Source organism: Rothia sp. HMSC075F09 (assembly GCF_001810515.1).
Classification (GTDB): Bacteria; Actinomycetota; Actinomycetes; order Actinomycetales; family Micrococcaceae; genus Rothia.
In genome coordinates this window covers 25604-52542 of record NZ_KV801794.1, presented here as the reverse complement: position 1 = coordinate 52542, position 26939 = coordinate 25604, and the positions used below count along the sequence as shown (strand labels likewise).

At 60.0% G+C, this 26939-nt stretch carries 21 protein-coding genes; 12 read left to right on the top strand and 9 right to left on the bottom strand.

Annotation, left to right across the window (positions count from 1 at the left end):
* The first annotated feature begins 154 nt into the window (after window positions 1-154).
* The 6 genes from HMPREF2749_RS07100 to HMPREF2749_RS07075 all read left to right on the top strand — a co-directional run bounded on the left by HMPREF2749_RS07100 (window position 155) and on the right by HMPREF2749_RS07075 (window position 5927).
* Window positions 155-340 carry a hypothetical protein gene (locus HMPREF2749_RS07100; protein ID WP_141747370.1) on the top strand — a complete coding sequence of 62 codons (186 nt, stop codon included), beginning with the start codon at window positions 155-157 and terminating at the stop codon, window positions 338-340.
* Window positions 331-1671, top strand: a complete 1341-nt coding sequence (locus HMPREF2749_RS07095; RefSeq protein ID WP_070593914.1) for a hemolysin family protein — start codon at window positions 331-333, stop codon at window positions 1669-1671. The genes HMPREF2749_RS07100 and HMPREF2749_RS07095 overlap by 10 nt, the downstream gene beginning before the upstream one ends.
* Entirely contained in the window at window positions 1668-2750 is a 1083-nt protein-coding gene (locus HMPREF2749_RS07090; RefSeq protein ID WP_070593912.1) for a hemolysin family protein, read from the top strand. Before HMPREF2749_RS07095 ends, HMPREF2749_RS07090 begins: the two co-directional genes overlap by 4 nt.
* A gap of 352 nt (window positions 2751-3102) precedes the next feature.
* Window positions 3103-4110 (top strand): metal ABC transporter solute-binding protein, Zn/Mn family, encoded by a 1008-nt coding sequence (locus HMPREF2749_RS07085; RefSeq protein ID WP_005505451.1) that lies wholly within the window; start codon window positions 3103-3105, stop codon window positions 4108-4110.
* Complete coding sequence (locus HMPREF2749_RS07080) at window positions 4111-5010, top strand: metal ABC transporter ATP-binding protein (protein ID WP_005508610.1); 900 nt, start codon at window positions 4111-4113, stop codon at window positions 5008-5010. It begins immediately after the preceding gene.
* Entirely contained in the window at window positions 5007-5927 is a 921-nt protein-coding gene (locus HMPREF2749_RS07075; RefSeq protein ID WP_005505453.1) for a metal ABC transporter permease, read from the top strand. Before HMPREF2749_RS07080 ends, HMPREF2749_RS07075 begins: the two co-directional genes overlap by 4 nt.
* A 265-nt stretch (window positions 5928-6192) precedes the next feature.
* Here HMPREF2749_RS07075 and HMPREF2749_RS07070 read toward each other — a convergent pair whose 3' ends face one another.
* The gene (locus tag HMPREF2749_RS07070; RefSeq protein WP_005505454.1) at window positions 6193-6657 is read right to left on the bottom strand and encodes a Fur family transcriptional regulator; all 465 of its coding nucleotides are present in this window, start codon (window positions 6655-6657) and stop codon (window positions 6193-6195) included.
* 157 nt (window positions 6658-6814) lie between these two features.
* Here HMPREF2749_RS07070 and HMPREF2749_RS07065 point away from each other — a divergent pair, with 157 nt between their 5' ends.
* Both HMPREF2749_RS07065 and HMPREF2749_RS07060 read left to right on the top strand, forming a co-directional pair.
* Window positions 6815-7492 (top strand): MBL fold metallo-hydrolase, encoded by a 678-nt coding sequence (locus tag HMPREF2749_RS07065; RefSeq protein WP_049356570.1) that lies wholly within the window; start codon window positions 6815-6817, stop codon window positions 7490-7492.
* Window positions 7493-7545: 53 nt separating this feature from the next.
* A complete protein-coding gene (locus tag HMPREF2749_RS07060; RefSeq protein ID WP_005505456.1) occupies window positions 7546-7974 on the top strand; it encodes an HIT family protein in 429 nt (142 codons plus the stop codon).
* 126 nt (window positions 7975-8100) lie between these two features.
* Here HMPREF2749_RS07060 and budA read toward each other — a convergent pair whose 3' ends face one another.
* From budA to lipB, 5 genes are all read right to left on the bottom strand, one after another.
* On the bottom strand, window positions 8101-8850 hold the full coding sequence (budA, locus tag HMPREF2749_RS07055; RefSeq protein WP_005505457.1) for an acetolactate decarboxylase: 750 nt from the start codon (window positions 8848-8850) through the stop codon (window positions 8101-8103).
* Between the two features lie 555 nt (window positions 8851-9405).
* The gene (glnA, locus tag HMPREF2749_RS07050; RefSeq protein ID WP_005508615.1) at window positions 9406-10830 is read right to left on the bottom strand and encodes a type I glutamate--ammonia ligase; all 1425 of its coding nucleotides are present in this window, start codon (window positions 10828-10830) and stop codon (window positions 9406-9408) included.
* Window positions 10831-11179: 349 nt separating this feature from the next.
* Window positions 11180-11896: a DUF4191 domain-containing protein gene (locus HMPREF2749_RS07045; RefSeq protein WP_049361920.1), complete on the bottom strand. Its 717-nt coding sequence runs from the start codon at window positions 11894-11896 to the stop codon at window positions 11180-11182.
* 209 nt (window positions 11897-12105) lie between these two features.
* Complete coding sequence (lipA, locus tag HMPREF2749_RS07040; protein ID WP_005505472.1) at window positions 12106-13113, bottom strand: lipoyl synthase; 1008 nt, start codon at window positions 13111-13113, stop codon at window positions 12106-12108.
* Between the two features lie 170 nt (window positions 13114-13283).
* Window positions 13284-14045 carry a lipoyl(octanoyl) transferase LipB gene (gene lipB / locus HMPREF2749_RS07035; RefSeq protein ID WP_256388346.1) on the bottom strand — a complete coding sequence of 254 codons (762 nt, stop codon included), beginning with the start codon at window positions 14043-14045 and terminating at the stop codon, window positions 13284-13286.
* A gap of 136 nt (window positions 14046-14181) precedes the next feature.
* Here lipB and HMPREF2749_RS07030 point away from each other — a divergent pair, with 136 nt between their 5' ends.
* Window positions 14182-15864: a hypothetical protein gene (locus tag HMPREF2749_RS07030; protein ID WP_049356572.1), complete on the top strand. Its 1683-nt coding sequence runs from the start codon at window positions 14182-14184 to the stop codon at window positions 15862-15864.
* Between the two features lie 184 nt (window positions 15865-16048).
* Here the strand turns inward: HMPREF2749_RS07030 and sucB are convergent, their stop codons facing one another.
* The 3 genes from sucB to HMPREF2749_RS07015 all read right to left on the bottom strand — a co-directional run bounded on the left by sucB (window position 16049) and on the right by HMPREF2749_RS07015 (window position 21276).
* Window positions 16049-17740 carry a 2-oxoglutarate dehydrogenase, E2 component, dihydrolipoamide succinyltransferase gene (gene sucB / locus HMPREF2749_RS07025; RefSeq protein ID WP_049349541.1) on the bottom strand — a complete coding sequence of 564 codons (1692 nt, stop codon included), beginning with the start codon at window positions 17738-17740 and terminating at the stop codon, window positions 16049-16051.
* Window positions 17741-17931: 191 nt separating this feature from the next.
* Window positions 17932-19317 (bottom strand): dihydrolipoyl dehydrogenase, encoded by a 1386-nt coding sequence (gene lpdA / locus HMPREF2749_RS07020; RefSeq protein WP_044145795.1) that lies wholly within the window; start codon window positions 19315-19317, stop codon window positions 17932-17934.
* Window positions 19318-19779: 462 nt separating this feature from the next.
* Window positions 19780-21276 carry a leucyl aminopeptidase gene (locus tag HMPREF2749_RS07015; RefSeq protein WP_070593911.1) on the bottom strand — a complete coding sequence of 499 codons (1497 nt, stop codon included), beginning with the start codon at window positions 21274-21276 and terminating at the stop codon, window positions 19780-19782.
* Between the two features lie 432 nt (window positions 21277-21708).
* Between HMPREF2749_RS07015 and HMPREF2749_RS07010 the strand changes: the two genes are divergently transcribed.
* The 3 genes from HMPREF2749_RS07010 (at window position 21709) to HMPREF2749_RS07000 (ending at window position 26524) form a co-directional block, all read left to right on the top strand.
* The gene (locus HMPREF2749_RS07010) at window positions 21709-22614 is read left to right on the top strand and encodes a PAC2 family protein (protein ID WP_070593910.1); all 906 of its coding nucleotides are present in this window, start codon (window positions 21709-21711) and stop codon (window positions 22612-22614) included.
* Between the two features lie 245 nt (window positions 22615-22859).
* Entirely contained in the window at window positions 22860-24743 is a 1884-nt protein-coding gene (locus tag HMPREF2749_RS07005; protein ID WP_049349547.1) for a hypothetical protein, read from the top strand.
* Between the two features lie 395 nt (window positions 24744-25138).
* Entirely contained in the window at window positions 25139-26524 is a 1386-nt protein-coding gene (locus HMPREF2749_RS07000) for an RNA polymerase sigma factor (protein ID WP_049349549.1), read from the top strand.
* Window positions 26525-26939: the final 415 nt, after the last annotated feature.

The window sequence follows — 26939 nt, the reverse complement described above, 5'->3', positions numbered from 1 at the left end:
CTCATCGCGCTATATCCGCAATGCAATTTTTCACTCTTACGGATTAGCAATGAGCCGCGTGCGCAACAAGTACTGTCTTGCACGTGTGAGCGGGCACTCTACAGCACCGGGAAGAGACGAAACCTTCGCTAAAATATGGGGTATGGATGACCCTTTGAGTAAGACTCTGACTACTAGCCAGCGCAGAATACTGCCCGCGTACTCTGCACAACACGGCACTGTAACACCCAAAAACACCACCTCCGATGCTCAGCATCTGGACAGCCTGGCTGCGGGGCTACCCCGCCAAGCCCAAGGCGCAGCACACCAGTCGATGGAGGCGGTGGCTGAGTGGATCTGATTCTCCTACTCATCGGCCTGCTCCTCATCCTGGGTACCGGCTTCTTCGTTGCCGTAGAGTTCTCACTCGTGGCGCTCGAAACCGCCACCGTGCAGCAGGCAAAGGACTCCGGCGATAAAGCCGCCGACGCCGTCCTGCGCTGCCTCAAGACACTCTCCACTCAGCTGTCCAGCTGCCAGATCGGCATCACCATCACCACGCTGCTGACCGGTTACACCCTCGACGCCGCCATCAAGGCGCTCACCACCGGCGCCATCAGCAGCCTGGGTCTGCCCACTAGCGTGACCGACATACTCACCCTGGTGCTGGCGATGCTCATCGCAACCCTGCTCTCCATGGTCGTCGGCGAACTGCTGCCCAAGGGCCTCGCTATCGCCGAACCCTACGATGTGGCCCGTCGAGTCGCCCCCGCGCAGCTCGCCTTCACCCGCGTCATGTCCCCGCTCGTGCGCATCATGAACGGCTCCGCCAACTGGATCCTCGGACGCTTCGGCATGGAAGCCAAGGAAGAACTCTCCGCGGCACGCACCCCCGAAGAGCTCTCCTCCATGGTGCGCCGCTCCGCAGAAGAAGGCACCCTCGACTCCGACGCGGCACGCTTCGTGGACCGCACCCTGCGCTTCTCCGAGCTGACCGCCTCCGAAGTCATGACCCCGCGCGGCCAGGTCGCCATGCTCGAAGACACCGCCCCCGTTGCCGAAGTTATCAAGCTGGCACGCTCCACCGGCCACTCCCGATTCCCCCTCTACAAGGGCGACCACGACAACATCGTGGGCGTCGTGCACGTGAAGAAGGCAGTCGGCGTGCCCCCGGAGGTTCGCGAAACTCTCGAAGCCGGCGCCCTCGCAGAAGACGTGCTGCAGGTCCCCGAAACCCTGCACCTGGACGCGCTGCTCACCCAGCTACGCCAGGGCGCCCTGCAGCTCGCCGTGGTCCTCGACGAATACGGCGGAACCGCCGGCATCGCAACCCTCGAAGACCTCGTCGAAGAAATCGTCGGCGAAGTCTCCGACGAACACGACCGCGGCCGCACCGAACGCCCCCTACGCTACGGCAACGGCGACTGGGTGTTCTCCGGCCTGCGCCGCCCCGACGAAATCAACACCCTCATCCCCGGGCTCGAGGTTGAGGAAAGCCCCGAATACGAAACCGTCGGCGGCTTCATGATGGAACGGCTCGGCCGCATCCCCGAAGTAGGCGACAGCGTCCCCGTAACCGGCGGTACCCTGCGCGTCGATACCCTCGAAGGCCGCCGCGTGGACCGCATCCGATTCACCCCCACGCCCGCCACTAGTGCACAGGAACAGACCGAGAAGGGAGGCAACGCATGAACGACTGGGTAGCCATCGCACTGCTCGTCATCCTGCTCGCCGGAAACGCCTTCTTCGTCGCCGGTGAATTCGCCATCATGTCCACCCGACGAGCACAAATCGAACCGCTCGCTGAAGAAGGCAATAAGCGAGCGCAGACCGTCATCTACGCGCTAGAAAACGTTTCGCTTATGCTCGCCACCTGCCAGCTGGGCATCACCATTTGCTCGTTGCTGATTCTGAACGTCTCAGAACCGGCGTTGCACCACATGCTGGAGGTGCCTCTGCACCTGGTCGGCCTGCCCCACGCGATCGTGGACGTGCTCGCCTTCGGTATCACCCTGATCCTGGTCACCTACCTGCACGTGATCTTCGGCGAGATGGTTCCCAAGAACGCCGCCGTGACCCTCGCCGCCCGCGGCGTGGCCCTCTGGATTGTGCCGACCCTGGTGACCTTCTCCAAGATCTTCGCCCCCGTAGTCGCCTTGCTGAACAACCTGTCGAATAAGCTGCTGGCGCTCATGAAGGTCGAAGGAAAGGATGAGGTCGCCTCCACCTTCACCCTGGGCGAGCTACAGACCATCGTGGCAACCTCAACCGCGGAAGGCACCGTGGAAGACGACGCCGGCGTGATTGAAAGCGCCCTCGAATTCACCGAGAAGGACGTCTACGAAATCATGGTGCCCGGCGATAAGCTCGTCACCCTGCCCTTCGGCAGCACCCCCGCCGAACTGGAACGCGCCGTGGCCCGCAACGGCTACTCCCGCTTCGTCATTACCGACAGCGACGGAACCTACATGGGCTACCTGCACGTGAAGGATGCCCTCGCCATCGCCCCCGAGCGGTTCGACGAGCCCTTCCCCTGGTACAAGCTACGTTCCCTGGACACGCTCACCCCGACCACCGATATTGACGATGCGCTCGCCTCCATGCAGCGTAGCCGAACCCATATCGCGCAGGTTATGGATGAACAGGGCGTAACCCTCGGCGTGGTCTTCCTCGAAGACGTGCTGGAGGAGCTCGTCGGCGAAATCAACGACACCACCCAGGATGCGGTGCGTGAGCGTGTACGCCGACAGCAGGCGCGCGAAGTCCAGTAATAAGCCCAGTAGCCGTATCGTGAGATATCCCGAATAAAACAGGGAAATCTTGAACACACAGCCCGCCCGATGCCCTCGTCAAGGAGGGCGCAGGGCGGGCTGTTTTGCGGTCAGAAACGGCTTATGGGTGTACCCAAGGGGCACTCTCAGACGGCGGGATGAAGCGGCAGTATAAAGTAGCGGTGGGGGAGCGCAGTAGGCTGAGCTAACTATCCCTGTTGCATAAGCTACTAACAGGGAAAAGGGTTGCCTAACAGCACCCAAATGACACCAATAAAGAGTTGTTTATACGGGTGTGCGCATGATGTAGTTAAGGAACCTACAGACTAGAACGAACCGAAAGAGAGCCCTCATGTCGCACCCGAAGATCACCCGCAAGCACTTCCTCACCGCAATGGGCTCACTCGCCGCGTCCTCCCTGCTGCTGGCAGGCTGCGCAACCGAGAACAGCACCTCCTCCGGTTCGTCCTCCTCGGCTGGCTCCAACAACGGCAAGGTGAAGGTCGTCGCCTCCACCGACGTCTACGCAGACATCGCCAAGCAGGTCGGCGGCGACTACATTGAGGTCACCGCACTCATCGCCTCCACCAGCACCGACCCCCACTCCTACGAAGCCACCAGCGCCGACCGCCTCAAGGCAAAGGACGCTTCCCTGATCGTCATCAACGGCGCAGGCTACGACCTGTTCCTCGAAGACCTCGCCGGCAAGGACAACGCCTCCCAGAAGATCGTGAACGCGGTCAAGGTCAGCGGCAAGCTCACCGACGCCGAATACACCCACCTGGTCGAGGACCACCGCGGCGGCGAACACCACGAAGACGGCGGCGACCACGCCCACGCACACGAGTTCAATGAGCACCTCTGGTACGACTTCGAAACCATGAAGAAGGTCGCCCAGAAGATCGCTGAAGAGCTCGCAGGCCTCGACTCCGCACACGCTGAGACGTTCCGCACCAACGCATCCACCTTCTCCAAGGAACTGGACGCACTGGACACCACCGCCAAAGCAATCGCCGGTGAAGGCAAGAAGTACCTGTCCACCGAGCCCGTGCCGGACTACCTGATTTCCTCCACCGGCGCAGAGAACGCAACCCCCAGCGAATTCGCTGAGGCAGCCGAAGCCGGCAACGACGTCCCCGCACTCGTCCTGAAGGAAACCAAGGACATGGTCACCGAGAAGAAGGTCCAGCTACTCGCCTACAACGAGCAGACCTCCACCTCCCAGACCAACGAGGTGCTGCAGGCAGCTAAGGACGCCTCGGTGAACTACGTATCCTTCACCGAAACCCTGCCGGAAAACACCAACTACCTGGCATGGATGAAGACCAACGTCAGCAACCTCGAAAAGGCGCTCTCCTAAGTGACTGACAACAATAACGGTGCCGCCCCCGCGATTTCCATTCGCGGGGGTAGCCTCGCTTTCGGGGCCCGCACCCTCTGGAAAGATCTAACCCTCGACATCGGCGCAGGCGAATACTTCGCCGTGCTCGGACCCAACGGCTCCGGCAAGTCCACCTTCCTCAAAGTCGTTCTCGGCTTGACCGGACTCAACGCCGGAGAAATCTCTGTGCTCGGCAAACCCGCACGTTTGGGCAACGCTGGCGTCGGCTACGTACCGCAGCAGAAGTCCATCCCCACCTCCACCCCGATGCGTGCCCGCGACCTCGTGGGACTTGGCGTGGACGGGCACCGCTGGGGCATCCGCCTGCACGGCCGCAAATACCGCGCCAAGGTTGACGAACTCCTCGAAGCCGTCGGCGCGACCGAATACGCGAACGTGCCGGTGGGGCTGCTCTCCGGCGGTGAGCAGCAGCGCCTGCGTATCGCCCAGGCGCTCGCGAACGACCCGAAGATTCTGCTGGCTGACGAGGCGCTACTCTCCCTGGATCTCAACCACCAGTACGCGGTGGCTGAGCTGATTCACCGGTTCAACCGTGAACGCGGCGTGGCGGTAGTGTTCGTGACCCACGAAATCAACCCCATCATTGAGCATGTGGATCGTGTGCTCTACCTGGCGAACGGTCGTTTCACGGTCGGCTCGGTGGAAGAGGTCATGACCAGCGAGACTCTCACCTCCCTGTACGGAACCCCGGTGAGCGTGCTCAAGTCTAATGGCCGTTACGTGGTGGTGGGTGAGACTCACGCCAGCGACCACTGCCATATTGAGGGCACCGACCAGAACATTCACGGCTCCCACCTGAAATCTGGTCTTTCTGAACCGCAGCGCACTCTACACCTTCCGGGAGGAACCACTCGATGACCATTCTTGCTTCCCTCCCCGCTCTGGCACCGGTTGCCGCCGCGCAGAACGATTTGCTCTCCCGTATCTTCGTTTTTGACCGCTACGGCGAGCTGCTGCAGATGCTGCAGAACTCCATTTTTGCTGGCGCTGTGCTAGGCCTTATTGGCGGTTTCGTCGGCATTTTCGTGATGATGCGCGACCATGCCTTTGCGGTGCACGGCGTCTCTGAAATGTCTTTCGCGGGTGCAGCCCTTGCCCTGTTGCTCGGCTATGACGTGGTGACCGGCTCCATGGTCGGTTCGATTGCCTCGGCTCTGCTGATTGCCTTTCTGGGTTCTAAAGCGAGCAATTCGAACTCGGTCATTGGTGCGCTCATGCCGTTCGGCCTGGGCTTGGGTATTCTCTTCCTCTCCCTGTACCAGGGCCGTAGCGCGAATAAGTTTGGTCTGCTGACCGGTCAGATCGTGTCCGTGGATGCCGACCAGCTGCACACCATGATTATTGGTGCGGTGGTTATTATTTCCCTGCTGGTGATGGTGTGGCGTCCGCTGAGCTTTGCTTCCCTGGACCCGGAGGTCGCGCGCGCTAAGGGCGTGCCGATGCGCTTCCTGTCCCTGGTGTTCATGGTGATTCTGGGTATTGCTGTGGCGCTGTCGGTGCAGGTGGTCGGTTCGCTGCTGGTGCTGGCGCTGCTGATTACTCCGGCGGCTGCGGCGATGCAGGTAACGGCATCTCCGGTACGCACCCTGATTCTGTCGGTGCTGTTTGCGGAGGCGTCTATTGTGGGCGGTATTCTGCTGGCTCTTGCCGGTTCGCTGCCGATTAGCCCCTACGTGACCAGTATTTCCTTCCTGATTTACGTGGTGTGCCGTGTGATTGGTGGCGTGAAGCGCCGCCATAGCGCGTCGGGCCGCCAGCTGGCTGAGAAGGCATAAGACCTATAGAAAGAGCCCCACCTCGGGAATGAGGTGGGGCTCTTTCGTTGTCGTGCTGTGTTAGCGCTACGGGTCATGTACCCGGTGCGCAATGCGGGCTCAACCTGTGTGGCGTTGTGTTGCCTTGTCCTGATGCCCTGTGTGTCGTGCTGTAGCGGCGTCGAAAATCTTTGAAGGCGCCGTATCCTTCGTTGAGAAGGTTTTCCCCGGTGGGGGAGAGCTCCTCAGAATGAGGGGCTTAGAGGTTGCGGCTTAGCCTGCAACGTTAGCGTGCAGCGCCGCCCTGCGATTCTTCCTCGCGACGTGCCAAAGTGCAGTCCGGGCAGTAACCGGTCACTTCAACCACGTGCTCCAGCTCCGAGAAGCCGTGCTGCTTACCCATAGCCAGTGCCCAGTCCTCGAGGGCGGGTGCTTCTAGCTCAATGGCGGTGCCGCATCGGCGGCAGAGCAGGTGGTGGTGGTGATCTTTCACCCGGCAGTGGCGGTACAGGGTCTCACCCTCAACGCCCTTGACCGAGTCGAGCTCACCGGCGTTAGCCAGCGACTGCAGCACGCGGTAGGTGGTTGCGAGAGAGACCTGTTCCTTGCGGTTCGCGAGGGTCAGGTGCAGATCCTGTGCTGAGATGAAATCGCCGAGCTCTTCCATGGTCGCCTTGATGATGCGACGCTGGCGGGTATTTCGGGCTTCGGCGGGCTTCGTAATTCTCCGTACGGGAATATGAGTGTCCATTGCTGAACCTTTCGGGGCGGAAATCCGTCCCATTGTGTGGTCGATCTTGTCTTACGACTTTACACTAGAGGCGTTCAAAAGGTGGTTGATTTGCGCTTTATCTCAAAAATTGAAGTCATCAACAGGCACGAATGAGGGTTAACGGTAGACTAAAACTATGAAAATGACGAAGTACACCCACTCATGTATCCGCCTTGAGAATGAGGGGCGCACCCTCGTTCTTGACCCCGGCAACTTTGCTGCAGAAGGCGAACACGCCACCGCGCTGGAAGGCGCCGATTACCTGTTCGTGACCCACGCGCATCCGGACCATTTTGACGGCCCGTCGGTGCTGCCGCTGATTGCTCAGCGTGCCGAGTCGCAGACCCCGTTGAAGATTTGGGCTCCCGAGGCTGTTGCCCAGGTCATTAAGGAGGCTGTGCCCGCTGCCGAGGTTACCGTTGTTTCCTCTGATTCTGAGTTCAGCATCCCCGGTTTTGAGGTGAAGACCTACGGCGGTCAGCACGCCCTGATTCACCCGCTGATTCAGACCATCGCCAATGTCGGTTACCTGATTAACGGTGCCTTGTACCACCCGGGTGACTCGCTGGTGGTTCCTCACCGCGTGCGTGCGAATACCGTTCTGGTGCCGATTCACGCGCCCTGGTCGAAGGTTCAGGAAGTCATTGATTTTGTGATTGCGACCGGCGCTCAGCGTGTGGTTCCGATTCACAATGGCATGATTAACCAGAACGGCACCGGCATTATTGAGGGTCTGGTGACGAACTTCGGCGCGAAGTACGGCACTGAGCTGAAGCACCTGAACCCCGGTGAGAGCATTGAGATTGAGGCGTAAGCCTGACCGTTGAGCTTCAAACGTGCCGGTGACGGCGCATGAAGGAGATTATTGTGAGCACGATTTTTACCAAGATTATTGAGGGTGAGATTCCCGGCCGCTTCGTCTGGAAGGACGAGCACTGCGTCGCCTTCCTGGACATCATGCCCCTGTCGGAAGGTCACCTGCTGCTCGTTCCCCGCGCAGAGATTGACCGTTGGCCCGACCTGCCGGCTGAGCTGGCGGCGCACCTGTTCGCTGTGGCGCACAAGATTTCTGGTGCCCTGGATCAGGCGTTTGATAAGGACCGTGTGGCTCTGATGATTGCGGGCTTCGACGTTCCGCACACCCACATCCACCTGTTCCCGGCTGACGGCATGGCTGACTACGATCCCGCTAACGCGAAGAAGGATGCTACCGCCGAAGAGCTGGATGCGGCTGCTGAGAAGGTGCGTGCTGCCCTGCGCGAGCGCGGCCACGGCGAGTTCGTGCCGGAGGCATAAGCGCCCTTTACAGCGTGTATAAACACGACAGCGCGTATAACCACGAAGGAGCCGCCCTCTACAGATTTGTAGAGGGCGGCTCCTTCGTTGCTATATCCCGTTGCCATATCCCGGTGGGAAAGAAGCTTAGTGCTTTTCAGCCTTGGAGATCTGCTCAGCCAGGTCCTCGGGGGAGAGGTTAGCGGAGGAGAACTCGGGGGTCAGCGGCAGGTGCAGCTGCAGGCCGGTACCGGGGCAAATCTCGACCTTTGCCGAGCGCAGCTTGAAGTCGACCACGTGGCCGCCCTGAACGCGCTCATCATCGATAAAGTGGGCGTGGCAGCCGGGCACCGAGATGCCCTGCTCGTAGATCGGGGTGCGGAAGCCAACAATCGTGCCGGTTACGTTATCGAACTGGACAATGTCCTCATTCTCGGTGGCCGCAACCATCTTCGGGTAGGGCTTCTCCTGCTTGATGACGGTGCGGGTGCGGACCCATTCGAACTCGCCGTAAATCTTGATGGCGTACATGTAGTTCTTGGAGACGGTGAAGTCATCCAGAATCTGCGAGGCAGACTTACGGAGTAGGTTATGCGGTAGTTCGCGCTTAATCATGGGCACGAAGTTGGTGACCACGGCGTAGGGGGTCTGCTGGCGCAGGTCGGGCAGGGATACGGAGCCGTCGTGGCGCACCTGGTAGCAGACGCCGTCGAGGACGACCATTTCGCCGTCGAGGCCGTTGAAGGTACCCACACCGAAGTTGCCGTGGCTCAGAAGCTCACCGATGGTCATCTCGCCATCGTAGATGCCGTCCAGCAGCTGGGACATGAGGCCGGTCTGAAAAACTTCGTTACGGAAAACAGTTTCACCGTTTAGGATGGTCGGCTGATATGCCATGAGATTTCTCCTCGTTACAGTGGATGCGGCGTCAGACGGGTCGGTCGGTCATCGGCGATACTCGCCCTAGCTGATGCTAAAAAGGGGAAGGGCGGCGGGGAGAACACGGCGTTGTGATGTCGTTTCTCTAGGAATTCGTAGGTGCCGCCGGCCGGGCGCACGCACTTTCATTGTACGCCCGTGCAGGAAGAACCCCGGGACTAGCGGGTACAACATCTTATGATGTGGCCTCTAGAGTGCTGAAAGCAGTCAACTGCACAAGGGCATAAAAATAGACTGGCGTTCCCTCCGGTTGCACGACAAAAAGGGAGGGAACGCCAGCACCAACAGCTTAGCCCTTAGAGCCGCTCTAAGCGCAACTAAGATACACGAGGCTCAACGAAGCAGAAAAATATTGGACACGTACTGTCGCCAAAAGTGCTACAGCAAGATAGAAATCCGTAGAGATATGCCCGAGCACACAACAACGACCCATACGTTCCCAGAGGAACATATAGGCCGTTGCCTGTTCTCCAGAACGCACCCCCTACAAGGGGCACCGTTCAGGAAGAAAGATTAGACGCCGTAGTACAGCTGGTACTCAAGCGGGTGCGGAACCAGCGAGAGCGGCTCCAGCTCGTTCTTACGCTTGTAGTCAATCCAAGCCTGAATCAGGTCCTCGGTGAAGACGCCGCCCTCGAGCAGGAAGTCGTGGTCAGCCTCCAGAGCCGCCAGAGCTTCCTCCAGGTTAGCCGGAGCCTTCTTGATGTCCTTAGCCTCTTCAGCGGGCAGCTCGTACAGGTCCTTATCGATCGGTGCCGGCGGCTCAATGCGGTTACGGATACCGTCCAGACCAGCCATCAGCTGAGCAGCAAACGCGAAGTAGGGGTTAGCGGAGGGGTCCGGTGCACGGAACTCCAGACGCTTAGCCTTCGGGTTGGTGCCGGTAATCGGGATGCGGATACCGGCGGAACGGTTACCCTGCGAGTACACCATGTTGATGGGAGCCTCGTAGCCGGGAACCAGACGCTTGTAAGAGTTCACGGTCGGGTTGGTGAACGCCAGAACAGCGGAGGAGTGCTCAATCAGACCGCCAATGTACCAGCGTGCGGTGTCAGAGAGGTTAGCGTAGCCGCGCTCGTCGTAGAAGAGGGGCTCGCCGTCCTGCCACAGCGACTGGTGGCAGTGCATACCGGAGCCGTTGTCACCGAACACGGGCTTGGGCATGAAGGTCACGGACTTGCCCCATGCGTCTGCGGTGCCCTTGATGACGTACTTGAACTTCAGCAGGTCGTCAGCAGCCTTGGTGAGGGTGTCGAACTTGTAGTTGATTTCTGCCTGGCCGGCTGCGCCCACCTCGTGGTGGCTACGCTCAACCTCAAGGCCGACCTCGTCCATTGCTACGCACATTGCGTCACGCAGGTCAGCCTGCTTGTCGACGGGGGAGACGGGGAAGTAGCCGCCCTTGACGGGGGTCTTGTTGCCCAGGTTGCCGCCCTCTTCCTTGCGGCCGGTGTTCCAGGGAGCCTCATCGGAGTCAATCTTGTAGAACACGGAGTTCGGCTCGACCTGGTAGCGGACATCCTCGAAGACGAAGAATTCAGCCTCGGATGCGAAGAACGCGGTGTCTGCAATGCCGGTGGACTGCAGGTACGCCTCGGCGCGCTCAGCGACGCCGCGGGGGTCACGGTGGTAGGGCTCGCCGGTGCGGGGGTTCACGATGGAGCAGATGATGACCAGGGTCTTCTCAATGCGGAAGGGGTCAACGTACGCAGACTGAACGTCGGGAATCAGCTGCATGTCGGACTCTGCAATGCCCTGGAAGCCGCGAATGGAGGAGCCATCAAAAAGCTGGCCGTTGACGAAGAAATCGTCATCAATCGCCTTAGCGGGCAGGTTGAAGTGCTGCTGCACACCGGGCATGTCGGTGAATCGGATATCAACGAAGACTACTTCTTCGTTCTTGATAAAGTCGAGAACTTCCTGGGGGCTGGTAAACATGAGGACTGCTCCTTGTTCGACTGACGGTGCAGGAGGGTATCTTCCCTCATCACATTCAGTCTTTGGTTTAGTTTTTGGCCGCGGGCAAAACCCTGTGACATATCAAGCATAGTGGTTATTTTTTGCGCGTGCGTGACTATCGTGTTTCGGTAATGTTACAAATCCTGGAAAGGAGTTACATCTTGGTTGCCTCACGACACGCAGTGCAGATGCTAACGCCCTCAGTAGAGTCAGTAGCAAAGCCAGTAGCAATGCCCTCAGCAACGCAATAACCGGGTATAACAAAAGGCTCCGACCCTCCCCACACGGGAAGAGCCGGAGCCTTCAAAACCTTATATCAGCGTCTCGCTTAGCGGCCGCGCATCGCACGACGGTCGGGGCGTGCACGCATCGGGTCAACACCCTTCGGCAGACCATTCATCGGGTTACGCATAGTGTTCAGAGTGCTCAGGCGACCAGAAACAACCTGCATCTCCTGCTGAGTCAGAGCCTTCGGAAGCTTGTTCATAGTCTTCACAACGTCCTTGAGCTCAACCTGACCCTCATCGTGACCGGTCTCAATCACATGAACCGGCACACCGGGAGCCACACGGTTCAGGTGCTTCTTCTCAGTGTTCACCAGCGAGTTCACGCGGCTGTGAGGGCCCTCGGTCACCAGCACAATACCGGGACGGCCCAGCGCACGGAACACCAGATCCTGGTTGCGGTTTGCAGCAACGGGCTGCTCCTCAACAATCCAACCGCGGCGCACCGAGTTCATCGCCGCACCACTACGACCGGGCTGGTTCTCAATCTGAGCAAAAGCCGCAGTCTGCGCGCGGCGACCCAGCAGAAGCATCGCCACAATAGCGGCAACGCCCAGACCCAGAATCAGGAAAGTAATCCAGTTACCCAGGGCAATACCGATGAGGAGGAAAACCAAAAGGGTACCCAGAGCCGACAGACTCAGAATCCAACCGATATTCGGGTCGGACTTCTTGGTCATCTGGTAGACCTGCTTCATCTGGGCGAAAGTGCCCGGAGTGCGTTCCTTCTTCTTTTTCTTCTCTTCGCGCTTATCTGCCACGATTCTTCCTCGGCTGGTTCTTCCGCGGCCCCGAGAAGCGCCTCAAACGCTCACGGAACCATAGTGACGTAACGATGCAGTGTATGCCTGCAATTTTTCTAGTTTACCCTACCCGCACAAGGGACGGGGCATAAGGGGAGGCTCCCCGAACACCGGACGAACACCGGGTTCGAGGAGCCTCAACGCTCTCAGAAAGATTCTGAAAAGGCTTAGTAGCCCGCAGCCACCAGGGAGGAGGCTTCCTGCAGGGCTGCACCCTCACCCTCAATGTGGGCAAGGTTCTCAGGGATCGGGTAGCCGTTCTTACGCATTGCACGAGCCCACAGGCGACCTGCACGGTACGAAGAACGAACCATCGGGCCCGCCATAACGCCAGCGAAACCAATCTCCTCAGCCATGTTCGCAAAATCCACGAACTGCTGCGGCTTCACCCAACGCTCAATCGGGTGGAAGAGCGGGCCGGGGCGCAGGTACTGGGTGAGGGTAATGATGTCACAGCCAGCATCGTGCAGATCGCACAGCGCCTCGTAAATCTCGTCATCGGTCTCGCCCATACCCAGAATCAGGTTGGACTTGGTGACCATGCCGCCTTCCTTAGCCTGGGTAATAACATCCAGGGAACGCTCGTAACGGAACGCCGGGCGAATCTGACGGAAGATACGGGGGACGGTCTCCAAGTTGTGAGCGAACACCTCAGGCTTAGCGTCAATCACCTTCTGAACATGCTCGGGAACACCCTTGAAGTCGGGCACGAGCATCTCAACGCCGGTGTTCGGGCACATCTTGTGAATCTGGCGGGTGGTCTCTGCGTACAGCCACGCACCGCCGTCTTCCAGATCGTCACGAGCAACACCGGTCACGGTTGCGTAACGCAGACCCATGACCTTCACGTTCTTAGCAACCTTGAACGGCTCAGCGTAATCAACAGCGACGGGCTTGCCGGTCGCAATATTGCAGAAGTCGCAACGGCGGGTGCACTCGGAGCCACCAATCAGGTAGGTTGCCTCACGGTCTTCCCAACACTCGTAAATATTGGGGCAGCCAGCCTCTTCACACACGGTGTGCAGACCCTGACCGCGAGCCAGCTCGCGCATCTCGTTGTATTCGGGGCCAACGATAGCTTTGGTCTTAATCCAGTGAGGCTTCTTCTCAATGGGAACCTCAGCGTTGCGGGCCTCCACACGCAGTAGCTTGCGTCCTTCAGGTGCGGTACTCAAAAGTTTTCTCCTTGGTCTCGGTGTGCCCTCTGTACAGGTGGGCCACCTTCTATTTTACGCCCGCTCAGGCGTAGGTGAAACTGATGTTCGTATATGACGAACAAGCCCGGATGCGCGGCTCGTTCAGCGCCTCTCGGCTGTACCTAGCTCCGGTGTCCAGGCTCCGGTGTTTAGTCCTGCGCCGCGACGGGCTCGAAGGACTCCGCCAGACGGTCCTGATACTTCAGAAGCTCCGCCTCCAGCGGCTCCAAAATATCGGCGGGGGTGACGGTGCGGCCCAGCTGCTCCGAAATGGTGGTAACACCCGCATCGCTAATACCGCAGGGAATGAACTGCTGGAAAGGTGCAGTGTCATTGCAGCAGTTAATCGCGAAGCCGTGCATGGTGGTGTTACGCGAAACGCGCATGCCCAGTGCCGCGATCTTCTTGTCCTGGGTGACGCCGTCGCCCAGAATCCACACGCCGCTACGACCCTCAACGCGCTCACCCTTAATGCCCAGACCAGCCAGGACGTTAATGATGATTTCCTCGATGATGCGCACATACGCCACCACATCAATGGGCTCGGGCAGACGCAGAATCGGGTAACCGGTCAGCTGGCCGGGGCCGTGCCAGGTCAGCTTGCCGCCGCGGTCAATCTTGACGACGGGGGTGGACTTGTCTGCGGGGTACTCGTGATCTTCGGTACGTTTACCGGCGGTAATCACTGCCTCGTGCTCAAGTAGAAGAATCGTATTCTGGCGGGTGCGGTTAGCCACCTCATCGTGGATGCGGTACTGCTCATCCAAGCACTCAACGTAGTTCACATAATTCGGGGCGAAGCCCACGCGTTCAATCGTCACAGACATACTTTCTACCTTAGTACTGCTAGTGGAGGGAAGGAAATTAGGGCGCCCTGAATCACGTGATGAGCGAACACGCCGGAATGTTATATGAGAGTGTACTCAGGGGTAGGAGAGTTGAAGAGGTTGATAAATACCTGAATTAACCTATAGGATTCTTTGGAGTACTTGAAGTATTTTAGTGTGCTTAAAGATATTATTTGATGCAGTTTGATAACATGATGGTATGAGAAGCAAAGAAGCACACGTTCTGGAAAGCATCGCAAACCCGGCTCTGCCCACCCTGCAGATTGTCGAGTACCGGGGCGAAACCACCGAGGGCGCACCCGCCGTACCCTCTGCGCACCCCGGACGCTACACCCTGCGCACCATTCCCCAGCCTGCCCTGTCCGCTCCCGCTCTGCGGTCGGCAGCCAACGGGTACGGATTCGAGGAAAACACGGATGTATCCGCTCAGCGGCACGCCCAGACCCCGCAGGTAGCCGCCGCCCTACGTAACGCGCCCGGACTCGCCAAGCTCCACGCCGTTACTGGTGAGAGCACCGATAGCGCCAATCAGCTGTGCCTCTGGTACGAGCCCCTCGATGCGGGCACCCTTGACAAGCTCCTGCGCGCTCGCACCCTGACACCCGCCGAGCTCATGACCCTGGCGCGAACCCTGCACCGGGCGCTCGGCAGCCTCAAAAAGGTGGGGGAGGGGCGCGCCGAACTAAGCGCCGAATACATCGCTCTGAGCGCCGCCGGAGTGCCCAAACTCCTGCTACCTGACGCTGTCTACCGTGAAGCGGCCCCTCAAGATACGGAACAGCTCACCGCCGCTCGGGGCAACTACGCACGCTCCGCAGCAGCCCTGCTCTGGCAAGCCGCCTGCGGGCACGCGCCGGAACCCTCCACCGCCCGCGTACCCCTCTCACTGCGCATGGATTCACAGCGCATGGGAGCGGGCGGTATTGCAACCAATGGGGCGCCCAGTAGCGAGTGGATTGAGCGCCTCGGCAGAGCCCTCGAATACCTGCTGGACGCACCTGCCCAGGAGGCGGCGCTCGCAGGGCTCAGCTCCGTGGTCGCCCTGGCGGAGGAGGTGCCGCCTCGCCCGCTCAACGTCTACCTGAGCTGTTCAGAACGAGCCCGCGCCCTCATTCCCGCAGCTGTGGAGCCCGCGCCGGTACAGAAGCTCTCAAAGGCGCAGAAGGCTCAACGCTACCTGGCAGAGCATCTGCCTCGCGTGAAGAAGCCGGGCGTGAAGAAATCGGGGCGCGCAGCTACCGCAGGTTCTAAGCCGTTGAGCCCCACTGTGAGCCCCACGGCAAGCTTCGCAAAGACTGCGCCGCCCGCTCTAAAGAACGCAGATGCGACGGGCACATCCCGCCTGACGGTGCTACGCGGTGCTTTCGCCCGCCCCTCCGCGCGCCTGGGACTGGCTGCACGCCTGGGACTCGCCGCGCTCGCACTGGGGGCTATTGCGCTGCCTCTCGGGTTCACCCTCTACGGGCAGAACGCCCCGGCAACGGCGCAGCCCGTATCCGCTCAATCTGTGAACGCAGCGGGGGAGCATGAGCCCGGCGGCACGGAAACACAGGATCAGAGCGCGCAGGATACAGCCGCACAGGATAAAAGCGCTCAGGGCGATCAGATTCTACGAGCCCTCATCGACCAGCGAAACCAAGAACGCCGTGCTCGAGGCGGTGCAGAGCTCACCCTAGACACCGCAGAAGAACTCAGTCGCGACAGCGAGAATATCCGCGTGATGGCGGTAGTCTCTGCGCCCGGCTACCGCGCCGATAAAACCGAGCAGGAAGCCCGCAAACTCAGCGAAGAAAACGGCGTCACCCGCCAGAAAGTCATCTTCGACCTGCACCGTGGGGAGAAAGGCTGGGAGATAGCCCGCGCCGAACCCGTCCCTGCATAGCTGAAGCTGACGCTGTATAGCTGACGCTGTAGAAACGCGGACACAACAAAAGGCGGCGGCCCCACCCACCGAAGTGGATGGAACCGCCGCCTTTTTGCTCACCGTCCGGGAAAACCCGGAGAGCTACGCTCGGTTACCCATCAGGGCACCGCCACAAGGAAACTTCCTTGAATCTATGCAGGTCTTAGAGGCCCAGCTCAGACTCGAAGTTTGCCTCCTCCAGGCGGGTCTTGAGGGTGTGCAGGAAGCGACCAGCGTCCGCACCGTCGACCACGCGGTGATCGTAGGTGAGGGACAGGTAGCACATGGAGCGGATAGCGATAACGTCGTTACCGTCAACATCCTTAACAACCATGGGGCGCTTCACGATGGAACCGGTGCCGAGGATTGCAACGTTCGGCTGGTTGATGATCGGGGTGTCGAACAGTGCACCGAAGGAACCAATGTTGGTGATGGTGAAGGTCGAACCCGACAGCTCCTCGGGGGAGATGTCGCCGGTACGTGCACGGCCACCCAGGTCGCCAATAGCCTTTGCCAGGCCAGCAATGCCCAGGTCAGAAGCGTTCTTGATGACGGGAACCAGCAGACCCTTGGGGGTGTCCACAGCAATAGCGATGTTCTCGGAGCCGTGGTAAGTGATCTGCTTGTAGTCTTCGGTCATGGAAGCGTTCAGAGCGGGGTGCTGCTGCAGAGCCTCAGCGGATGCCTGGACGAAGAAGGGCAGGAAGGTCAGCTTAGCGCCCTCACGAGCAGCGAAGCCGTCCTTAGCCTTTGCACGCAGCTGAACGATGCGGGTCACGTCAACCTCGGTGACCTGGGTCAGCTGGGTGGAGATGTCCAGGGACTCACGCATACGCTTTGCAATAACCTGGCGGATACGTGCGGTCTTCTCGACGGTGCCACGCTTGGGGGAAACCTCGAAGGTGTGCGGTGCCTTTGCGGAACCAGCAGCCGGAGCAGCAGCTGCAGCGGGAGCAGCAGCGGCGGGAGCAGCGGAACCCTTAGCAGCGATAGCAGCCTGAACATCCTGCTTGCGGATGCGGCCACCAACACCGGTGCCCTTGACGGTGGACAGGTCGATGCCGTTGTCCTTAGCGAGCTTACGGACCAGCGGGGTCACGTATGCTTCGCCCTCAGCAGCTGCCGGAGCGGCAGGTGCAGCGGGAGCTGCAGGAGCTGCAGGAGCTGCGGGTGCAGCGGGTGCAGCCGGAGCAGCAGCGGGTGCTGCAGGAGCTGCGGGAGCCTCAGCAACCGGAGCGGGAGCAGCCGGTGCAGCAGCAGCGGAAGCGTCGCCGATGATAGCCAGAACCTGGCCAACCTCTGCGTCCTCATCCTCGGGGATGCGGATCTCGAGCAGGGTACCTGCTACGGGGGAGGGAACCTCGGTGTCAACCTTGTCGGTGGAAACCTCAACCAGGGGCTCGTCAACCTCAACCTGCTCGCCAACTTCCTTCAGCCAGCGGGTAACGGTGCCCTCGGTGACGGACTCGCCCAGTGCGGGCAGTACGACCTCGATGCCTGCAGCAGCAGCTGCGGGAGCAGCCTGAGCAGCAGCGGGTGCAGCGGGAGCCTCAGCAACCGGAGCGGGAGCTGCGGGAGCCTCAGCAGCTGCGGGAGCAGCCGGAGCAGCAGCGCCGGAACCGTCGCCAATGATAGCCAGAGCAGCGCCAACCTCGACGTCCTCGTCCTCGGGGACGAGAATCTGCTCAACAACGCCTGCTACGGGGGAGGGAACCTCGGTGTCAACCTTGTCGGTGGAAACCTCAACCAGGGGTGCGTCAACCTCAATGGTGTCGCCGACCTCAACGAGCCAGCGGGTAACGGTACCCTCGGTCACGGACTCGCCCAGTGCGGGCAGTACTACGGTGTGGGACATAATCTTTCCCGTTCTCCTTGTGAATGCTTGAACTAGAAAAATGTGAGCGGCGACCCGGATGCGCGCCGTATGCGTCAAAGCACGTCGACGCGCATCCAGATAGGGGCGTTGTTCAGCGGACACGCCCGGCAACCGCTAACGACCAACGGTCGTCAATACTAAGCTGACGCGCTAACGCCAGTCAGCAAAATTTATGCGCTGTGCAGCGGGGTGCCGTTCAGGACCATTGCAGCCTCACCCAGGGACTCGTTCTGAGTCGGGTGTGCGTGGATGAACTTAGCGACGTCCTCGGGGAATGCTTCCCAAGCAACCCACATCTGAGCCTCACCAATCTGCTCACCCATACGCTTACCAATAGCGTGAACACCAACGATGGGACCGTCCTTCTGGCGGACAACCTTCACGATACCGGTAGCACCGAGGATAGCGGACTTGCCGTTACCAGCCAGGTTGTACTCAGCGGTCTCAACGTTCTCAGCGCCGAACTTCTCCTTAGCCTTGGGCTCGGAGTAACCAACGGAAGCGATCTCCGGGTCACAGAAGGTGACCTTGGGGATGTTCACGTCTTCAACGATGGAGGGGTTCAGGCCAGCGATTTCCTCAGCAACGAAGATACCCTGCTGGTAACCGCGGTGAGCCAGCTGAACGCCGGGGACGATGTCGCCAACAGCGTAGATGTTGCCAACGCCGGTGTGCAGGCGCTCGTTAGCCAGGACGAAGCCGCGATCCATGGGGATGCCCTGCTCCTCGTAGCCCATGTTTGCGGTGTTCGGGCCACGACCAACAGCGACCAGAACGATCTCTGCCTCGAAGACCTTGCCGTCAGCCAGGGTGACCTTAGCACCGTTAGCGTCCTGCTCAACCTTCTCGAAGAGGGTGCCGGTGTTGAACTTGATGCCGCGCTTCTTGAACGCACGCTCCAGAACCTTGATGATTGCCGGGTCCTCGTTGGGAACCAGGTTCGGCAGGCCCTCGATGATGGTGACGTCAACGCCCATAGCGTTCCACATGGATGCGAACTCGCAACCAATCACGCCGCCGCCGAGCACGATAGCGCTCTTGGGCAGGTAGTCCATCTCCAGTGCCTCAGTGGAGGTCAGAACGCGACCCTCAATGGGCAGACCGAAGGTCTTGGAGACCGAGCCGGATGCCAGGATAATGTTCTTACCCTTGTACTCAACACCACCGACGGTGATGGTGTCCTGAGCGGTCAGCTTACCCTCGCCGGGGATAACCTCTACGCCCTTCATCTTCAGCAGGCCTGCAAGACCCTTGAACTTACCGGAGACGATGCCGTCCTTGTAATCGCGAACCTTGCCCATTTCGATGGACTGCAGCACAGCGTTAACGCCAACCTTGGACGCCTCGCGTGCCTCTTCAGCCAGCTCAGCAGCGTGCAGGTACGCCTTGGTGGGGATACAGCCGGTGTGCAGGCAGGTGCCGCCGACCTTTTCCTTCTCGATCAGGCCGACGGTGAAGCCTAGCTGGCGTGCGCGAATAGCTGCAGAGTAGCCAGCGGAACCGCCGCCGAGGATGAGGATGTCGAATTCTTGAGCCACGATATTGCTCCCTTGCATAGTTGTTGGGGCTAAAGACCCCTGCAATGAGTTCTTTACCAATTTATTGGTAGGTTTCCCAGCATGCGCGAAAGGCCCGCGACTTACAAAAAATCGCGCGCCCCTCCGCGTACGCAGAAAAACACTTAATACAACAATACCCCCGTTGAAGGTCGTTTAAGTTCACTCAGGGCGGTTTTAGCCGATTAATCGCCCAAACACCCCAAATTTTTCACCACGCAAGAAAAGCGGCGCGTCATAGAACAACCAGATGGCAGGGAACAGTCAGATGGCAGGACCACCACCTCGGTCGCACTGAACCGGTCAAGAACAGAACCAGTCAAGAACAGATGCAGAGGAGGGCACCCCGGTAGGAATACCGAGAAGCCCTCCTCAGATCAGCTCTATGCTGGCGGATGTCTATGCTGGTGGATGCGCACGGACACGTACCTAGTGATGCCGCGCGCCCAGTAAAGCTACAGGCTACTTAGCGTAGGACTGGATGAAGTTCACCAGGGTAGCGGTACCGAAGCCGGTACCCTCCTTCGGGGTGAAGCCGTAGGGAGCCTCTTCGTTGAACGCGGGGCCCGCAATATCCAGGTGAGCCCAGGGGATGCCCTCGCCCACGAACTCCTTCAGGAACAGACCCGCAGTCAGGGCGCCACCGTAGCGGGAACCAATGTTCTTAATATCAGCAACGGGGGACTCCAGGCTCTTACGCAGGTAGGACTCCAGCGGCATCGGCCAGTACGCCTCACCCGCAGCAGCACCGGCTGCAATCACGCGGTCACGAATCTCCTCGTCACCGAGCAGAGCCGCAGTGCGCAGACCCAGAGCAGCCATAGCGGCACCGGTCAGAGTAGCGATATCCAGGATGACGTCCGGGTTCGATTCAGAAGCCAGAGCAATACCATCAGCCATGACCAGGCGGCCCTCAGCGTCAGTGTTCAGAACCTCAACGGTACGACCATCACGCATGGTGATGACGTCCTCCGGGCGCAGAGCGTGACCGCCGGGCATGTTCTCAGCCAGGCACAGGTAACCGGTCACAGCAACCGGAACGTCCAGTTCAGCAGAAGCAAGCACAGCGTTCAGAACGGATGCGGCACCCGCCATATCGCACTTCATGGTCATCATCGAAGCGGCAGGCTTCAGCGAGTTACCACCGGTATCGAAAGTAATGCCCTTACCGACCAGAGCAACGTGAGCCTTCGGGTTCTCCGGGGTGTACTTCACAACGGCAAGAACCGGCTTGCGAGGCGAACCCTGACCAACACCGGAAATGCCGCCGAAGCCCTCCTCAGCCAGGCGATCGTGGTGGAACAGCTCAATCTCAATATTTGCGTAATCCTCAGCGACCTCAGCAGCGAACTCAGCGAAAGTCTCCGGGTACAGGTGCGACGGAGGCAGGTTCACCAGGCGGCGAGCATCCTTAGCGGTCTCACCCAGAACCAGGGCGTGAACCAGAGCCTCCTCAGCCTCTTCCTGGTCAATCGAGGAAACAATCAGAATGGACTCGATTTCTTCCTTGATCGAATCCTTGGTCTTGAAACGCAGACCCTCTTCAATGAAGTTGCCCAGCACAGCGCCGTGAGCAATAGCCTCAATTTCCTCTACCGAAGAAACGCCGAAATCGAAAGCGACCTCCTCAGCAGAACCAACCAGCTGACGAGCCGCAGAACCAGCCGCGTAACGCAGAGCATCCAGGCGCTCCTGACCCTCAGCAGTATCAGAGCCCAGACCCGCCAGCGCCACAATGCCGGCGCCGGTGTCCTCAAGGCCGGGCAGACGCAGCAGCTGATCGGGGGCACCCGAGGCGCCCAGCGCCTCCAGCAGCTCGTTAATACCCTCAACAGAGTCCTCAGACAGGGAGCTCGGTGCCAGGTACGCACCGTCCGAACCCTTCAGAACGCCCAGAACCAGAACGTCAGCTTCGAGCGCTTCAAGGTCGGTGCTGTGAATAGACAGAGACAGAGACATCGTTACTCCTTTGCGTATGTCTTCTCAAAATAGTCGGGGCACATCCTCGCGCCCGAAAAACTCAACTGTAGGCCCTCGAAGAGTGAGGATGAATACCGCCGCGCAAAGCCGCGCGGACTACTGCTTCTACTCTACACGGATATGTAAGAGGGCGTGAGGTTCAGCTCTCACCCCGAACAGCTGGCAGAACAGAAAACACACAAGAAGCCGAGCTGTAGCGTCTTAAGAACGTAGACGAGACACCAAACAAGTTCACCTACTGCGAGAAAAGCCCACACGCTGTCGAGACAGGGCAGTAGTGGCATAAAATGAAAGACTACGGAAAGCGTCAGATAACAGAAGACGCCCCTTCGCCCCAACACCTCGGGTGCCGGCAGAAAACGCTAAGCCCCCCCGAACGCGGCGCGAACCAGACAGAAGTGAGGAGGCGTAATGCTCAACCCCGAAGATCTCTACTTAGCCAACACCAAAATATTGGACGACCCCAGGATGCACGGGCTAACCCTCGTCATCGCCCTCTCCAGCCCGCAAGACGCAGGCTCCACCGCCGGCCAGCTCGGACAGGTGCTACTCAGCGAACTCAAAAACATTGAAATCGTCGAGTTCGACAGCGACCAGCTGCACGACTACCGTGCCCGCCGCCCCTACATTCGCTACGAAAAAGACCATTTCGAAACGCCGCAATACCCGCAGCTGAAGCTCTACGCCGTAGAAGATAGCCTCGACAAGCCGTTCCTGCTGCTCACCGGTGCCGAACCGGATCTGCAGTGGCAGCGCTTCGAAAAGGCGGTGCTGACCATCGCCCAGCGGGTCAAGCCATCCCTGGTCGTGCTGGTCTCCGCATTCCCCATGCCGGTGCCGCACACCCGCCCCTTCCCGATTACCGCGCACGGTTCCCGCAAGGACCTGATTCACGGCATCTCCCCGTGGAAGCCCAGCGCGGACGTGCACGCGACCGTCACCAACCTGTTGGAAGTGCTCTTCACCGAAAACGGAATCGACACCGTCGGCTTCGGCGTGAACATTCCCCAGTACATTTCGGAGGCGGACCTGCCGCAGGGCACCCTCACCGCCCTCGAACACGTGGGCATGGCGGCGCACCTCTCGCTACCCACCGAGAACCTGCGCGAAGCCGCACGCCACGTGCACAGCCAGATCAACGATCAGGTCAAGCAGAACCCCGAAATCGGTCGCATGATCACGGCCATGGAAGAGAACTACGACGAGAACTTCCGCACCTCCGATATTGCGATTCCCCTCTCGCGACGCGACGCGCACAACGTGCCCAGCCGCGACGAGATTGGTGCGCTCTTCGAGCGGTTCCTCGACGAACAATAGATGTGGGCGAACAATAGGTGCGCGCAATAGGGGATACCGTCCGTCGGATACCGCCCGCCAGATAGTGCGTGCCAGATAGTGCGTGACAAATTATGACGCGGCACCCCGCGCCGCTGTGGACAAACCTCGGCGCACAAACGAACAATACGAATAAATCTGTGGAACCAACGGACACATGAACCGAAGTATCCACAGATTTATTTGTTTAACCCCGTACCCCGCGCAAACCATGCCACCGTGAAGGCATGAACGCAAACAATACCTCCAACGGCAATACCCCCAACAGCGACCACTTCCACAACGAACACTTCCACAGCGGCTACGACACGCCCCCGCCCATCCGCAACGAATACGACGTGCTCAGCTGCGCCCTCCACCAGCACGGCTACTGGCCCGACCACTCACTCATCATCCTCACCGCAACCGATGACACCCTCGGCCCCAGCCTGCGCGTCAACCTACCCGACGAACCCTGCACCCACAGCGAACGTGCCGACTTCCTGCACGAAACCTTCACCAAACTCCCCACCCGTCACAACGGCGAAACCCTCACCCGCTTCTACGCCATCATCATCGACGGCGACAACACCGTACGCCAACGCCAACTCAACCCCGACACCGCGCAACTGGCCGCCATCGAAGAAATCCAACAGGACGTCGACACCCAAATCCCCATCAACGCATGGCTCCACCTGCTCCACGACCCGCGCATCGTCAGCGAACTACGCTGCGAAGACGTCATCTACGCAGGCGGCGCCAGCATCTGGGCGCTCAACCCCGAACAGCAAGCGCTCACCCTCCTCGCACCCATCGAAGAAATCCGCCACAGCAGCTACTACACCTGGCTCACCCGCCACGGCGACACCATCGCCGACACCGCCCAACACAACTACGCCCACAGCCCCTGGGACACCGACCCCACAGCCAACCCCGAAACCCGCCACGACTGGGAAAACGCCGTAGAACTCTGGGACCACACCCACACCACCCGCCACGACGAAGCCCGCCAGGGCGTCCGCACCATCTACCGCCAAGCCCAAATCGACCTCTGCTACTGGGACGCCGCCATCAACGCCGCCGCGCACCTGCTCACCACCCACCCGGTCGATAACGCGGGCAACCCCATCACCGGTGACGCGCCCACCATCGGCGACGCACTCCGCGAACTCATCCCCGCCGAAATCGCCGGGCACCTACGCGCCTCCATCGCACCCGCAACCCTCAACCCCATCACCGCCGAAATGCTCACCTACCTCGCCGGCTACGGGCTCAACCACGCCCAAAAAGCGCTCGCCTACCTGCACTACTCCGCCCAATACACCTACCACGCCTTCGGCGGCGAATACCCCAGCCCCGACCGCGCGCCGCTCGAACCACCCCGCTACGGCACCCGCATCACCCGCAAAACCTACATCCCCGCCAGCTTCACCCACGCACTCAGCGCCACACCCGGTACCGAACAGGCACACGTACGCGCCGTGCCCGAAAAATGCGTGCAATGGCAAGACTGGATCCGCCGCACCCACCGCACCATTCAGCAGAGCCGCAGCATTCAACAGAACCGCAGCAACCAGCACACCAACCTCAACGGCTGGGCACTCGAAAACCTCACCCCCGCCGACCTCGCCAGCGCCGCCGAACTCAACACCATCAGCCGCGACCTGCTCCCACGCCTCGAGGAACACCCCAAAGACCACAACGCCCACAACAAACTCGAAAACCTCAAACAACGAATCGACGAAAGCTGCACCAACAGCGAATACCTCACCAAACACCACGCCGTCTACACCCACTACCTCAACGCCCTCAAAGGAAAACTAGACAGCCCCCACTGGGCACGCCTCAACGCACTCGAACTACTCACCAGCCTGCTCACACCCCACAGCACCGACGGAGAATACGCCGAACTACGCAACACCCAAGCCTGGGCCAACTGGTACAAGGGCTACAGCACCTACGCCCGCATGCTCCGCCAAGAAGCCCACCGCCACACATTCGGAAAGGACCTCAACATCCTCGATGTACACCTCAACGCAGGCAACCTACCCGCCTGGATCAAATACACCATCTGCGGCGAACCCGGAACACACCGCGAACCCATCAGCACCCTCAAACCCCGAAAACCTTAAAAGCCCGGCACCTAAAACCGGCACCTAAAAGCGAGGTACAAAACGAGGGAGGGGCGCGCCACCGGGCACGCCCCTCCCGCACACAGCCGCACTCACCCAAAACCAGGCCCACAAGCCACCCAAACAGCGCGTCAAGTTGAAAGCAACCAAAAATCTGCAATACTTATATATTGACCCCGTACAGTCAATGCGCTATAACGCGCCCTCAAACCGCTCCACACAACGAGCAACGGAACCCTGCAAACCGCCCAACGCACGCGGAATAAAACCCGCCCCCACAGCGTTAAACCGGATAAACGCAGCAAACACCCCGACCGAGGACGCCAGCACAGACTTGACAGGGTCTTAGGTGTTTTGCAAACAAAACACCCCACCACAAGCCAGAAAGGGTTCTAGTGGCACCTGCAACCAGCAAGAAGACCGTGACCGGCGACGCAACCGAAGAAACCGTCGCAAAAACCACCACCAAGACCACCCGCACCAAGAAGGCAACCACCAAAGCCGCAGCGGCAACCGAAGACACCACCGGCGCAACCGCCGAAACCGGTGCTGAAACCACTGCCGAAACTACTGCCGAAACCGAGGCAGACAAGCCCAAGCGCACCCGCAAAACCACCACCACCACCAAAACCGCAACCAAGCGCAAGACCGGTGGCCGCCGCAAAAAGAGCGACGACGAATTCGACCTCGGACTCGACGAAGAACTCGAAACCACCGACGGCGAAGACGAAACCGACGAAGAAGACGAAGAAACCGCAGCCAAAATAGAAGAAAAGAAGGCCGCAGAAGCAGTAGCAGCCAAGGGCTCCGGCTTCGTCCTCACCGCAAACGACGACGACGACGCACCCGCACAGCGCGTCGTCACCCCCGGCGCAACCGCCGACCCCGTCAAGGACTACCTCAAGCAAATCGGCAAAGTCTCCCTGCTCAACGCACAGCAGGAAGTCGACCTCGCCAAGCGCATCGAAGCAGGCCTCTACGCCGAACACAAGCTCGCTGAAAACCCCGACATGGACAAAGACCTCAAGAAAGCCCTGCGTTGGGTCGTCCACGACGGCAAGCGAGCCAAAAACCACCTGCTCGAAGCCAACCTGCGACTCGTAGTCTCCCTCGCCAAGCGCTACACCGGCCGCGGCATGCTCTTCCTCGACCTCATCCAGGAAGGCAACCTCGGCCTCATCCGCGCCGTCGAAAAGTTCGACTACTCCAAGGGCTTCAAGTTCTCCACCTACGCAACCTGGTGGATCCGCCAGGCCATCACCCGCGCAATGGCAGACCAGGCCCGCACCATCCGCATCCCCGTGCACATGGTAGAAGTCATCAACAAGCTCGCCCGCGTGCAGCGCCAGATGCTTCAGGACCTCGGCCGCGAACCCACCCCCGAAGAACTCGGCAAGGAACTCGACATGACCCCCGAAAAGGTCATCGAAGTCCAGAAGTACGGCCGCGAACCCATCTCCCTGCACACCCCCCTCGGTGAAGACGGCGACTCCGAATTCGGCGACCTCATCGAAGACTCCGAAGCAGTCGTCCCCGCAGATGCAGTGTCCTTCACCCTTCTGCAGGAACAGCTCCACTCCGTGCTCGACACCCTCTCCGAGCGTGAAGCCGGCGTGGTCGCAATGCGCTTCGGCATGACCGACGGTCAGCCCAAGACCCTCGACGAAATCGGCAAGGTCTACGGCGTGACCCGCGAACGCATCCGCCAGATTGAGTCGAAGACCATGTCGAAGCTCCGTCACCCCTCGCGTTCGCAGGTACTGCGCGACTACCTGGACTAGTACTCCGACTACCAACAACGGCGCACCGGTTCCCGCTCGCGGGGGAGTGCCCCCTCTGCGGCGCCGGGGCGCCTTGAGGACGGAGCCCCCGCTACGCGTGACCGGCTACGCCGTAAGGTTTAGTTTCGCTAGTTCTAGCACATACAGAAAAGGCTCTCCGACATACCGGAGAGCCTTTTCTGCTACTTATATGCGGTTGGAGCGACGGCTTGTGGACGATGCTCGCGGGGGAGTGCCCCCTCTGCGGCGCCGGGGCGCCTTGAGGACGGAGCCCCCGCTACGCATGTCCGTTGCGCCGTCAAAGTTCAGTTCCACAAGGGCTGAGTATGTCAAGTTGGCTTTGCGGGCGATGCACGTTATGCAGTTCCGTACAGTCGGCTCGCGGACGATGCTCGCGGGGGAGTGCCCCCTCTGC